This window comes from bacterium (assembly GCA_035371905.1).
Lineage (GTDB): Bacteria > Ratteibacteria > UBA8468 > B48-G9 > JAFGKM01 > JAMWDI01.
Genome location: DAORXQ010000052.1, coordinates 1 through 11,999, shown reverse-complemented (window position 1 = coordinate 11,999; position 11,999 = coordinate 1). Strand labels below are relative to the sequence as shown.

14 protein-coding genes are annotated in these 11,999 nt (G+C 29.9%); 6 read left to right on the top strand and 8 right to left on the bottom strand.

What is annotated here, in order from left to right:
* Positions 1–929 (bottom strand): Gfo/Idh/MocA family oxidoreductase (locus PKV21_06425; protein HOM27124.1); only part of this gene is annotated, 929 nt, incomplete at its 3' end.
* A 70-nt stretch (positions 930–999) separates the two neighbouring features.
* Here PKV21_06425 and PKV21_06420 point away from each other — a divergent pair.
* The 6 genes from PKV21_06420 to PKV21_06395 are packed head-to-tail and all read left to right on the top strand — an operon-like array spanning position 1,000 to position 6,008.
* The gene (locus PKV21_06420) at positions 1,000–1,365 is read left to right on the top strand and encodes a cyclophilin-like fold protein (GenBank protein HOM27123.1); all 366 of its coding nucleotides are present in this window, start codon (positions 1,000–1,002) and stop codon (positions 1,363–1,365) included.
* A gap of 12 nt (positions 1,366–1,377) precedes the next feature.
* Positions 1,378–2,430 carry an alcohol dehydrogenase catalytic domain-containing protein gene (locus PKV21_06415; protein ID HOM27122.1) on the top strand — a complete coding sequence of 351 codons (1,053 nt, stop codon included), beginning with the start codon at positions 1,378–1,380 and terminating at the stop codon, positions 2,428–2,430.
* Positions 2,423–3,553, top strand: a complete 1,131-nt coding sequence (gene ribD, locus PKV21_06410; protein ID HOM27121.1) for a bifunctional diaminohydroxyphosphoribosylaminopyrimidine deaminase/5-amino-6-(5-phosphoribosylamino)uracil reductase RibD — start codon at positions 2,423–2,425, stop codon at positions 3,551–3,553. The genes PKV21_06415 and ribD overlap by 8 nt, the downstream gene beginning before the upstream one ends.
* A complete protein-coding gene (locus tag PKV21_06405) occupies positions 3,538–4,113 on the top strand; it encodes a riboflavin synthase (GenBank protein HOM27120.1) in 576 nt (191 codons plus the stop codon). The genes ribD and PKV21_06405 overlap by 16 nt, the downstream gene beginning before the upstream one ends.
* A complete protein-coding gene (locus PKV21_06400) occupies positions 4,114–4,989 on the top strand; it encodes a carbohydrate kinase (protein ID HOM27119.1) in 876 nt (291 codons plus the stop codon).
* Positions 4,989–6,008 (top strand): hypothetical protein, encoded by a 1,020-nt coding sequence (locus tag PKV21_06395; GenBank protein ID HOM27118.1) that lies wholly within the window; start codon positions 4,989–4,991, stop codon positions 6,006–6,008. The genes PKV21_06400 and PKV21_06395 overlap by 1 nt, the downstream gene beginning before the upstream one ends.
* On the opposite strand, the gene PKV21_06390 is transcribed toward PKV21_06395, so the two are convergent.
* The 7 genes from PKV21_06390 to PKV21_06360 form a co-directional block, all read right to left on the bottom strand.
* Positions 5,999–7,189: a hypothetical protein gene (locus PKV21_06390; protein HOM27117.1), complete on the bottom strand. Its 1,191-nt coding sequence runs from the start codon at positions 7,187–7,189 to the stop codon at positions 5,999–6,001. The genes PKV21_06395 and PKV21_06390 overlap by 10 nt on opposite strands.
* On the bottom strand, positions 7,189–8,160 hold the full coding sequence (locus PKV21_06385; protein ID HOM27116.1) for a carbon-nitrogen hydrolase family protein: 972 nt from the start codon (positions 8,158–8,160) through the stop codon (positions 7,189–7,191). The genes PKV21_06390 and PKV21_06385 overlap by 1 nt, the downstream gene beginning before the upstream one ends.
* A 10-nt stretch (positions 8,161–8,170) precedes the next feature.
* Positions 8,171–8,545 (bottom strand): preQ(1) synthase, encoded by a 375-nt coding sequence (gene queF, locus PKV21_06380; protein ID HOM27115.1) that lies wholly within the window; start codon positions 8,543–8,545, stop codon positions 8,171–8,173.
* A 2-nt stretch (positions 8,546–8,547) separates the two neighbouring features.
* Positions 8,548–8,820 carry an acylphosphatase gene (locus PKV21_06375; GenBank protein ID HOM27114.1) on the bottom strand — a complete coding sequence of 91 codons (273 nt, stop codon included), beginning with the start codon at positions 8,818–8,820 and terminating at the stop codon, positions 8,548–8,550.
* A gap of 46 nt (positions 8,821–8,866) precedes the next feature.
* Positions 8,867–10,489, bottom strand: coding sequence for a chaperonin GroEL (gene groL, locus PKV21_06370; GenBank protein ID HOM27113.1), 1,623 nt, complete (start codon positions 10,487–10,489; stop codon positions 8,867–8,869).
* Between the two features lie 14 nt (positions 10,490–10,503).
* On the bottom strand, positions 10,504–10,815 hold the full coding sequence (groES, locus tag PKV21_06365) for a co-chaperone GroES (protein HOM27112.1): 312 nt from the start codon (positions 10,813–10,815) through the stop codon (positions 10,504–10,506).
* 126 nt (positions 10,816–10,941) lie between these two features.
* The gene (locus PKV21_06360; GenBank protein HOM27111.1) at positions 10,942–11,847 is read right to left on the bottom strand and encodes a hypothetical protein; all 906 of its coding nucleotides are present in this window, start codon (positions 11,845–11,847) and stop codon (positions 10,942–10,944) included.
* Positions 11,848–11,999 lie beyond the last annotated feature (152 nt).

Sequence of the window (11,999 nt, the reverse complement as noted above, 5' to 3'; positions counted from 1 at the left end):
GATTCATAACCAGCAATTCCATCTACAATTGGTTTTTTATTATTTTTTACACAATCAATAAAATGTTCCATCTGCTTTTCAAATCCTATACCAAGAGAATTTAAAGGAATTGGACCTATTTTTTCCTCTTCATTTTCTTTTTTTATTACAAAATATCTTCCTTTATCATCTCTGAAACCATCAAAAATTAAAACTCCATAAGGTCCAAGTGCCTGATGAATATGCTGGCAAGTAGTATTTTTAGGAAGTCCCCAACTCCAGCATAAAACAAGAATATCTCCGCTTTCAAATTCAACAGAAACAATACCAGTGTCAGGAGAGGTAAATTTTTTAAATTTTGTTAATGAACTTTTTACTTTCTTAACCTTTCCAAATGTAAAAATAGCAAAATCGTAAGAATGAACAGCTCCATCAACAAAAGGACCCATCCCATTTTTAATATCATAAAACCATTCAGGTGAAGGACCATAACCACCTGATATCTGATGCCATACAACTGGTCTTCCAATAATTTTTTTATCCATCAATTCTTTAAATTTTAACCACTCATCATCAAATCTCCTCACATATCCAATCTGAAGAATTACTTTATTTTTTTCACATTCTTCAATCATTTTTTCTGCCTGTTTTAAAGTTACAGATATTGGTTTTTCACAGAATATATGTTTTTTTGCTTTTGCTGCTTTTACAACTATTTTATAATGTAGATTTGTTGGAGTGGCACAGATTATTGCATTAACATCTGACTTTTTAATTAAATCATTAAAATCATCATATATTTCTTCAACTCCAAACTCATTTTTAAAAGAATTCAAAGTATCTAAATTTACATCAGAAGCAGAAATAATTTTGACATCTTCAAATTTCTTTAAAATATTTGCGTGATACCTTCCCATTCCACCACAACCTATTATTCCTATTTTTACCATTTTTTCTCCTTTTTTGGTTTTTATATCATATCACAAAAAAATGTTAAAATAAAAATAAAAGGAGGAAGGTATGGAAGTAAAAATTAAGTTTGAAAGAGAAGAAATTGAATGTGAAATTTTTGAAACAGAACTTGGGAAAAAAATAATTGATGCACTTCCTTTTTCTTCAAAAGCAAGATTATGGGGTAAAGAGATATATTTTGAAATTCCTGTATCTTCTGAAATTAAAAACCCAAAAAATGAAGTTGAAAAAGGAGATATAGGATACTGGCCTGATGGGAAATGTATGTGTTTATTTTTTGGTCCAACTCCAATAAGTAAAGGAGATAAAATAATTCCAGCAAGTTCTGTTGAGATAATAGGAAAAATAAAATCAGACCTAAAAATACTTGAAAATGTAAAAAGTGGAGAAAAAATAAAAGTTGAGAAAAAATGAAAGGAGAAAAAAATGAAAGCAGCGGTTTTTTATGGGATTGAGGATATAAGGGTTGAAAATGTAGAAGAACCTGTATGTAAGGAAAATGAAATAAAGATAAAAGTTTCCTATTGTGCTATATGTGGAACTGATGTAAGGATTTTTTATTCAGGGCATAAAAAAGTAATACCACCTGCCATAATAGGACATGAAATAACAGGTATAGTTGCAGAAATAGGGAAAAATGTTGGTTATCCTGAAATAAAAGTTGGTGATAAGGTTACAGTTGTTACTTCAATTGGTTGTGGAAAGTGTAAGATTTGCAAAGAAGGTTTTTATAATTTATGTCCTGATACAAAGGCAATTGGTTATTATTATAAAGGTGGATTTGCTGAATATTTAATTATTCCTGAAGATGCAGTTAAACAGAAAGCGGTTTTAAAATTACCTGAAAATGTTTCATTACTTGAAGGAACAATTATTGAGCCACTTTCTTGTTGTATAAATGGACAGAATTATTTGAATGTAAAAAAAGATGATTTTGTTTTAATTTTTGGAGGTGGACCAATTGGATTTATGCATGCATCTCTTGCAAAAGCAGTTGGTTGTAAAAATGTTGTAATTGTTGACCCTGCTTATGAGAGGTTATTGAAATTCGGTAAAAATTTTCCGGATATAATTTTATGGAACCCGAATAAAATAAACTTGAAGGAAGAGGTTATGAAAATGACAGATGGTTTTGGAGCAGATGTTGTTATTACTGCATGTCCTGCTAAAAAAGCACAGATGGATGCTCTTGAAATAATAGGTTCAAAAGGAAGGATAAGTTTTTTTGGAGGACTACCAAAGGATGATTCAATTATTCAGATTGATTCAAATATAATTCACTATAAAGAAATATCTGTATTCGGTGCCTTTGCTTCAAACAGGAATGACTATATAAAAGGTGCTGATTTAGTTTCAACAGGTAAAATAGATGCAAAAAAATTTATAACAGATGTAATTCCGCTTGAAAAAATAGTTGAGGGAATAAAAAATGTAAGGACAGGAGATGCACTTAAAATTGTGGTGAAAATAAATGATTGAACATAAAAAGTTTCTTAAAAAATGTTTTCAACTCGCTGAAAAAGGGAAAGGTCTTGTTAGTCCAAATCCTCTTGTTGGTGCAGTAATAGCAAAAGGTTCAAGAATAATAGCGGAAGGATATCATAAAGGTTTTGGACTTTTACATGCAGAGATTGAAGCATTGAATAAAGCAAAGGATAAAGCAAAAGGAGTAACTTTATACGTAAATCTTGAACCATGCTGCCACTGGGGAAAAACTCCACCCTGTACAGATGCAATTATTAAATCAGGAATAAAAGAAGTTATTGCATGTATGATAGACCCGAATCCTCTTGTAAATGGAAATGGTTTTAAGATACTTGAAGAGAATGGAATAAAAGTAAGATATGGATTTTTAGAAGAAGAGGCACGGGAATTTAACAGATTTTACATAACAAATATAACAAAAAAAAGACCTTATGTAATTTTGAAATGGGCTCAAACAATTGATGGGAAAATAGCAACGTATAATGGTTCTTCTAAATGGATAACAGGAGAAAAAACAAGAGAATATTTAAAGAAAAAAAGGTTTGAAGTTGATGGAATTCTTATAGGAATTAATACTATTTTAAAAGACAACCCTTCTTTAGATTATATAGCACCTGAATTTCAAACAAAAAAGGAGATAATAGATAGGAAAAGATATTTTAAAATTATTCTTGACCCTGAAGGAAAAATTCCTTTTGATGCAAAAATATGGGAAAATGAGAAATCAAAAGTTTTGATTGTTTTTGATGAGAAAATTGAAGATGAAAAAATTGAAAAATTTAAAATTAAGACAAATTTTGATTATATTAAAATACCATTTGAGAATGGAAAATTTGATATAAATAAACTGCTTGAAAAATTGCTTATTGAAAAAAATATTGGAATTCTTTTGGTTGAAGGCGGAAAATATACACTAACTTCTTTTTTTGAAAACAGGATTTTTGATGAGATATGGGCATTTATAGGGAATAAAATACTTGGTGGAGAAAATTCTTTGTCTATTATTGGTGGAAAAGATAAAGAAAATATAAATGAAGCAGTTGAACTTGAAAAGATAGAAATAGAAAGGATTGAAGACGATATTTTAATAAAGGGGAGAATATGTTTACAGGAATAATTGAAGAAACTGGAAAAATTAAAGGTAAAAGAGGTAAAGGGAATGGATTTGAAATTTTAATTGAAGGGAATAAGGTTTTTGAAGATTTAAAAATTGGAGATAGTATTGCTGTAAATGGAGTATGTCTGACAGTTGAAAGAATAGAAAAAAATACTTTTTTTGTATCTATAAGTTCTCAAACGAAAAAACAAACAAATCTTGGTGAAGTAAAAGTTGGTGAATATGTGAATCTTGAAAGGGCATTGAAAATAGGAGATAGAATAGGTGGACATTTTATTACAGGACATATTGATTTTAAAACAAGGATTTCTTTATTGAGAAAAGAGGGTGAATTTTATTTAATGAAAATAAAAATTCCAGAAGAATACAGAAAATATTTTGTTAAAAGGGGTTCAATTGGAGTTGATGGAATATCTTTAACTATTGCAGAAATTATAAGAGATGAGATTTTAATTTTTTTAATACCGTACACTTTTGAAAATACGAATATAAAGTACAGGGAAGTTGGAGATTCTGTTAATATAGAAATTGATATTTTTGCAAAATATCTCGTAAGTTAAATGGGAAAAGTACTTGTTTTTGGAGAAGTTCTTTTTGATTTAATTGAGGGTAATGAATATCTTGGCGGTGCACCTTTTAATCTTGCATGTCATCTGAAAAAAATTGGTATGGATGTTATTTTTATTTCTGCTGTTGGTAAGGATGAAAGAGGAGAAAAAATTTTAAAAGCGATGGAAAAATTTAATCTTTCAAGTGAATTTATAAAGATAATAGATGATGTACCAACAGGGATTGTGAATGTAAAATTGAATAAAAATCAACCTGAATTTGAAATTGTATATCCAGGTGCATGGGATTTTATAGAACTGGAAGAAGAAAAAATAAGAAAGTTGCAGAATAAAAAAATAGAAATGTTTTGTTTTGGTTCGCTTGCTTTAAGAAGTGATAAAACAAAGAATACATTTTTTAGGTTAAATTCAGTTCTTAAAAATTGTAAAAAATTCTGCGATATAAATTTCAGAAAGCCATTTTATAATAAGGAACTGGTTGAAAATCTTTTAAAAATAAGTGATATTCTGAAATTAAATGAAAATGAACTGAAAGAAACAGGCGAAATGTTTGGTATAAAAGGGAGTTATGAGGAAATAATGAGTAAACTATCAGAAAAATTTAATATTGAGGTTATATGTACAACACTTGGAGAAAATGGAGCAATAATGTTTTGGGATTATAAATTTTTTAAAGAGGAAGGAATTAAAGTAGAGGTTGTTGATACTGTTGGAGCAGGAGATGCTTTTTCTGCTGGTTTTATAAAGGGATATATTGAGAAACTTGCGCCTGAAGAAATACTTAAAATTGCGAATAAACTCGGTGCTTTTGTTACATCAAAAAGGGGTGCCATTCCTGATTATGAATACAAAGAACTTATAAAATAATGGGAAAAACTATCTTAAAAACTGAATTTTTTATTGAAGTTTTTAAAGATGGATTCAAAATATTAAAATCTAAACAAAGAATTCTTAGTATTTTTATTCTTCTGTTTATCTTTGAAAATTTTTTTAGCATTTTGATTTCTTACTTTTACCATTACAAACCCTTAATTTCTACCTCTTTTTTAAAATTTTTTACCGAAATTGAGTTTAGAAGTTTATGGATAACTTTTAAGAAAGAATTCATTTCAAGTACTGGCCAACTTCCTTTTTCCATCTGTTCTGTTTCAGTTCCATATAATATTACAGTTATTCTATTCCTTGTTTTCAGTTTTAAAATATGGCGTAAAATTTCTGATGATTTTCCTGAAGATTTAAAAACAACAAAGATTTTTCTATTAAAAAATTTTTTTCCTTTTTTGATTGCATGTTTAATAACTTTATCCCCTTTTTACATTAAAAAACTTTCACAGTTAATTTTTAATAAAAATTTAATTGTTTGGTCTTTTATAACAATACCGTTTGCTTTATATTCATTTACTTTATTATCAGCAGTTCTTAACAGTTACATTTTCTATCTGTTGAGTTCAGAGGAAGAAAAGGAGATATTTGATTTTCATGCATTAAAATTTACAAGGTCAATTTTTTTAATTAAGTTGATTTTACTTGCTCCATTATATATCTTTTCAATTTTTTTACCTTATACAAAATTTACGATATATATGGCTAAATTTTTTCATGCGATTTTAATTTTTTTCTTTTTTGTCCCACCTCTTATTGTAATTGAAAATTTAGAGTGGCAACAGGCATTCAAGAGAAACTTTGAGTTTTTGAGGGATTACAGAGTTTTAATAATTATTTATTTTTTTATCATTTACTGCCTAAATTTTCTTCTAAAATTCATTCAATTATTTTTTAATTCAAAATTGCTTGACCTCATTTATGTTTTTATAAATATTCCATTTGAATTTTATATTGTTGCAGTAACCTGCGTTTTTTTGAAAAAAATAGGAAGTTATTTCTGAAGTTCTTTCAATTTTGTGAAATACCATGGAGTTATTTTTAAACCACTCCAACTATCAGGTTTATGATTTGCTTCAAAAATTTTTCTTAATGTCTCATCATAGAAAATTAAAGATGTCCATAGAACTCCAGGTGTATCCGGCCATCTCGGGTCTGGCTTACCACCATCAATTCTTTTAAATTTTGCTCCTTTTATTTCACCATTCCACATAAAATCGCGGTTTGTTGCAATTAAAATATCAATATCTTCTTTTGTAAATACGATTCCGTGTTCATAAGCAGTTACAATACCTTCAACATCAATAGAATAATATCCACCATTCGGATGAACACCTATCCAGTGTTTTGGTGAGCCATCAGGATTATAATCCCATTCACCAGCAGGATCCCAGTAATTCCACACATAATATTTTCCTTCTCTTAATTTCATCCTTGATTTCATTTCTTTAAACCATTTTTCTGCTCTTTCTTTATAAACGGGTTTTCCTGTGCAGTCGTATAATGCAATCAAATATTGAGCAATGTAATTCTGTTTATTTGCTGGATTTGTAAAACCATCTTTTTCTTTTCTTTCATATCCCTCTGTCCATTTCCCTGTTGTTTCATCTATACCGAAAGGAGGAACAACCCATACACCACCTGCTTTTGTTTCTCTCCAGCAACCTCTTTTATCCCACTTTTCAAAAATTTTTTCTGCAAGTTTTATATATTCTTCTGCTTTTTTCCCATATTTTTCTTTCAACAAAGGAGTTTCAAGGATTACTTTTGACATTTTAACTACAGGACAGAAAACCATGGCTTCACCTAATAAACTATCAGTATAAAATTTTCCAGCATAACTACCTCCTGAACCCTTTTTAGGCCATCCTATATATCCATCAGGTTCTTTGATCGCTCTTTTAAGCAGAGAATCAGTCCAGTCAATAAGCATATCAATCCATTTTGTATCTTCTGTTGCCATATATCCGTAATAAAAACCATTTAAAAAAGGACTTACCAGCCATCCTATTTCCTCTCCCATTTCTTTATCACAATATCTTGATTTGCTTACATTAATTATGTATATTTCCCATTTTTTAAGGTATTCATCCATTGGATTAATTACTGATTGAGAAATTACTTTCATCTGCCCAGCAAAAATAAATAAAACTGAAAATAAGAAAAATTCCTTAAATATCTTCATTAATACCTCCTAGTTCTTATTTTATTAAAAAACTTTATTAAACGTTTTTTTTCTAAACTCCAGTCACCCAATCCAATTTCATTTACCATTTTACTTACAGGTAAAGAAAAATCATTAGACCAGAAAATGCCACAATCCTCATCTTCATAATATCTAAATCCGATTTTATCTCCAAATTTTTCTCTTAATGCTTCACCATTTTTTAATTGAGGAGCCCATGGTAGAATAACATAACTCAAATCAATTTCTTTTACAAGTATTTTCTCCGGTTCTTTTATCTGAGCAGTTATTTTCCCTGTTGGTTCAAAAATTGATGCATTATTTCTCCATGTGCTTGAAACAATATAAATTCTGTACTGCATGGCTCTAAAAACAGGATGACTTGTTTGAGGAGATTGTGTTGGCCATAGAACAAGTTCTACTCCCTTTTTTGCCATTTCCTTCCATCCGTAATCAAATTCCATATCAAAGCATATTTGAATTCCAACTTTTCCAAAATCGCATTCAAAAACAGGAACTTCTTTTCCAGGAGTAATTCCACCTTCCATATCTTCACTTCCAAATATTATTGCAGGATGAAGTTTTCTGTAAATACCCATTGTCATCCCATTTCTATCTATTAGAATACATGCATTATAACATATTTTCCTTTCTTCATCTTCAATTAATTCCATAGGTACAGTAATATAACACTGATATTTTTTTGCTAAAAAAGAAAAAGTTAGCTGAATTTTTCCTTTAAAAGGTAAAGACCTTTCAAGTGCTCTGCCTTTTCTCCCACCTGTTACTGCTGCTTCTGGAAGCACAATAATATCAACATTACGATTATATATTTTTAAAGAAGTCAGGTTTATTTCATCTATAATTTGGGAAAGTTGTGACAACCTCTTTTCAATTCCTGGATATTCTTCCCAGAAACTTTTTATAATTGTTCCTATAATAACTTTACGAGGCAATTCATTTTTTTTCATATATTATAGGTTATGGATATTTTGCCTCAATTATTGATTTTATTCCACCTCTTGGATTAAATTCACCTTTAACTCTTACCCATTTTGGATTTACAGCTTTTACTATATCTCTTAAAATTCTATTGACAGCATTTTCATAAAAAATTCCAAGGTTTCTGTATGCCTGAATATAGATTTTTAATGATTTCAATTCAATAACTTTTTTATCGGGTTCATATTCAATTGTTATTGTTCCAAAATCAGGTTGGCCGGTTTTCGGACATAGAGAGGTATATTCTGGAATTATAATTGTAATTGTATAGGATGGGAATTGATTTTCAAAACACTCAATTTCAGGTAATTCTGCATCAAGTCCTTCTTTGGCTACATCTTTATAATTTTTCATTTTTAGAACCTTATTTCAAAACCTTTAAACTCTCCTTTAAAATCCTCCTCAATTTTCTCTATTTCTGTTATGTTTTTTCCAAGATACCCGTTTTTCATTTCCTCTATGAATATCTCTATTTTTTCTTTTTCTCCTTCCACAACTATTTCAACAGAACCATCTGGTAAATTCTTCACCCATCCACTTACTCCAATAGAATTTCCTATTCTCTGTGCATACCATCTGAATCCAACTCCCTGGACTATACCTTTTACATATAGATGATACCTTTTCATTTTAAAATAAAAAAGCCCGCCACAATTAAGTGGCGGGCTTCCTTCATTAATATTCAGGGTAAGGAGGTGGGGTTGCTGTTTTTTCTTTCTTTTCAGGTATTTCTGTAATCAGTGATTCAGTTGTTAGAAGTAATGCAGCCATACTTGAAGCATTTTCAAGAGCACTTCTTACAACCTTTGTTGGGTCAATAATTCCTGCTTCTACAAGGTCTTCAAAATCATCTTTTTCAGCATTAAATCCAAAGTTAGGATTATCACTTTCTCTTACTTTCTGCACAACAACCGCTCCATCAAGTCCTGAATTTTCTGCTATCTGTCTTAAAGGTGCTTCAAGTGCTTTTTTAACAATCATTGCTCCTGTTTTTTCATCAGGGTCATCAAATTTTATTTTATCTATTTCATCCTGACATCTGATTAATGCAACTCCTCCACCAGGGACAACTCCTTCTTCAACTGCTGCTCTTGTTGCGCTTAAAGCATCCTCAACTCTTGCTTTCCTTTCTTTCATATCTGTTTCTGTTGGTGCTCCAACATTGATAACAGCAACTCCTCCTGCAAGTTTTGCAAGTCTTTCCTGTAATTTTTCTCTGTCATAATCAGATGTTGTTTTTTCAATTTCACTTTTTATCTGATTGATTCTTCCTTGTATTTTTGAAGCAGAACCAGCACCTTCAACAATTGTAGTATTTTCTTTGTCAACTATAACTCTTTTTGCTCTTCCAAGCATTGAAAGGTCAACATTTTCAAGTTTAAGTCCAAGTTCTTCCATAATTGCCTGACCACCGGTTAAAATCGCTATATCTTCAAGCATTGCTTTTCTTCTTTCTCCAAATCCAGGTGCTTTAACTGCACAGCACTGTAATGTTCCTCTCATTTTGTTAACAACTAAAGTTGCGAGTGCCTCTCCTTCAACTTCTTCTGCAATTATAAGTAAAGGTCTCCCTGATTGAGCAATCTTTTCAAGAAGTGGGAGAATATCTTTAACAGATGAGATTTTTTTGTCATGAATTAAAATATAAACATCTTCAAGGACACATTCCATTCTCTCAGGGTCGGTTATAAAATAAGGAGAGAGATATCCTCTATCAAATTGCATACCTTCAACAACTTTAAGTTCTGTTTCAGTTCCCTTTGCTTCTTCAACAGTTATAACTCCTTCTTTTCCGACTTTATCCATTGCTTCTGCTATAATCTTACCTATTTCTGTATCATTTGCTGCTGCTATTGTTGCTACCTGCTGAATTTCATGTTTATCTTTTACTGGTTTGCTCATCATTTTTAACTTTGCAACGATTGCTTTTACTGCTTTTTCAATACCCCTTCTTAAATGAACAGGATTAGCTCCTGCTGCAACATTTTTAAACCCTTCTTTAGCAATCGTAACAGCAAGTAAAGATGCAGTTGTTGTTCCATCTCCTGCAACATCGTTTGTTTTTGATGCAACTTCTCTTAAAAGTTGAGCCCCAAGATTTAAATATGGGTCTTCAAGTTCAATTTCTTTTGCAATTGTTACTCCATCATTTATAACTGTTGGAGATCCAAATTTTTTCTCCAAAACTGCACATCTTCCTTTTGGACCGAGAGTTGGTTTTAAAGAAGATGCCATTATTTCCATTCCTTCAAGTATCTTTCTTCTTGCTTCTTCACCAAGTAATATTTGTTTTGCCATCTTTCACCTCCTTTTTATTTTTCTTTTTCTTCAACAATAGCAAGAATATCTTCTTCTCTTAAAATTATATACTGTTTATTATCAACAGTTACTTCTGTTCCTGAATACTTACCATATAAAACTTTGTCTCCTACTTTAACTTCAAGTGGAGTTAATTCTCCTTTATCGTTAAGTTTACCTTTTCCAACAGCAACAACTTTTCCTTCCTGTGGTTTTTCTTTTGCAGTGTCTGGAAGAATTATTCCACCTTTTGTTTTTTCTTCTGCTTCAAGCGGTTCAACTACAACTCTATCGCCAAGCGGTCTAATTTTAAATTTAGCAGCCATTCTTCACCTCCTTTTTGGGTTAAAAAGAAATTTTTATTTTGGAATTTTTGTTTTTTGTTTTATTAATTTGTTTATTAACTTGATTAAATATTATACCCTTTTTAAAAAAATGTGTCAAGAGATAATTTACTTTGAAACTTTTAAAAAAATAGAACTTATTAATTCTGGAAAAGTCATCTCTTTGATTTTAAAATCAGATTCAGAAAACAACTTATTATATTTTATATCCGTTAGATTAATAATTACTAAATTTTTATCTTTTTCGCTCCTTAACTTAATTCCATCTGGAAGATAGGACCAAATTTTTACTCCTTTTTCAGGGACCTTATAATTTAAAATTACACTTGTCTGGTCTTTATTATTGAGAATTTCTATGCTGCTAAAAGTGTAAAAATTATCAAATATTTCAAAAGTCATGTTTCCATCAGGAAATCGATAGTTATAAAAAAAGGTCTTTATATTTTCTCTTTCTCCTTCCTTTATAAATTGAATTTTTGATTTAATTTCGTCTTCTTTCTCTGTTAAATATGAAAATATTATTCCAAGAAAATTTACAGGTAAAAAATTATTCTGCTGATTGTTTTCTTTTTGTTGCATCTTTCCAAAGTTTTCCATATTTTCTTTTGTATCTTTCAGGATTATCCCAAGGGATGGTATAAGAATTTGAATTTTATTTTTTATCTGAGAAAAAACAAAATTATCTATCTCAGTGGATAAATACATATAAAGATATTCAAATTCAAGTTTATCTGATTCAGATGAGAATTTGCCTCTCATATATCCATCAAATTTTAATTTTTTGGGTAAATTTTTCTGAAATATTTGCTGAAATGGGATTTTTATCAGGTTATATGATTCATCTGAAAAATTTATTTCACCGGAGATTTGATTTTCCATAGTTTCAATTCTCACAGTTTTTGATTTTTCTTTTAAATTTTTTATTTGAGAAAAAAATTGTTCAATAACTTCGTCTGAAAAACTTACAGAAAAGAATATTAACCACAAAAAGAATAATTTTTTTATTTTTTTCATTTTATTCTTCTCCTTTTAAAATTATTATACCACAAAAGTGCTATTGACATTTTCAAAGTGTGAGATTATAATTATAAAAAACTTAATAATGACAAAAGCGGGAATAACTCAGCGGTAGAGTGCGACCTTGCCAAGGTCGAAGTCGCGGGTTC

Coding starts and splice junctions, on each gene's coding strand:
- PKV21_06390 (HOM27117.1), bottom strand. CDS start 7,189: ATGAAGATATTTAAGGAATTTTTCTTATTTTCAGTTTTATTTATTTTT.
- PKV21_06420 (HOM27123.1), top strand. CDS start 1,000: ATGGAAGTAAAAATTAAGTTTGAAAGAGAAGAAATTGAATGTGAAATT.
- groES (HOM27112.1), bottom strand. CDS start 10,815: ATGGCTGCTAAATTTAAAATTAGACCGCTTGGCGATAGAGTTGTAGTT.
- PKV21_06395 (HOM27118.1), top strand. CDS start 4,989: ATGGGAAAAACTATCTTAAAAACTGAATTTTTTATTGAAGTTTTTAAA.
- PKV21_06360 (HOM27111.1), bottom strand. CDS start 11,847: ATGAAAAAAATAAAAAAATTATTCTTTTTGTGGTTAATATTCTTTTCT.
- ribD (HOM27121.1), top strand. CDS start 2,423: ATGATTGAACATAAAAAGTTTCTTAAAAAATGTTTTCAACTCGCTGAA.
- PKV21_06405 (HOM27120.1), top strand. CDS start 3,538: ATGTTTACAGGAATAATTGAAGAAACTGGAAAAATTAAAGGTAAAAGA.
- PKV21_06400 (HOM27119.1), top strand. CDS start 4,114: ATGGGAAAAGTACTTGTTTTTGGAGAAGTTCTTTTTGATTTAATTGAG.
- PKV21_06385 (HOM27116.1), bottom strand. CDS start 8,160: ATGAAAAAAAATGAATTGCCTCGTAAAGTTATTATAGGAACAATTATA.
- queF (HOM27115.1), bottom strand. CDS start 8,545: ATGAAAAATTATAAAGATGTAGCCAAAGAAGGACTTGATGCAGAATTA.
- PKV21_06375 (HOM27114.1), bottom strand. CDS start 8,820: ATGAAAAGGTATCATCTATATGTAAAAGGTATAGTCCAGGGAGTTGGA.
- PKV21_06415 (HOM27122.1), top strand. CDS start 1,378: ATGAAAGCAGCGGTTTTTTATGGGATTGAGGATATAAGGGTTGAAAAT.
- groL (HOM27113.1), bottom strand. CDS start 10,489: ATGGCAAAACAAATATTACTTGGTGAAGAAGCAAGAAGAAAGATACTT.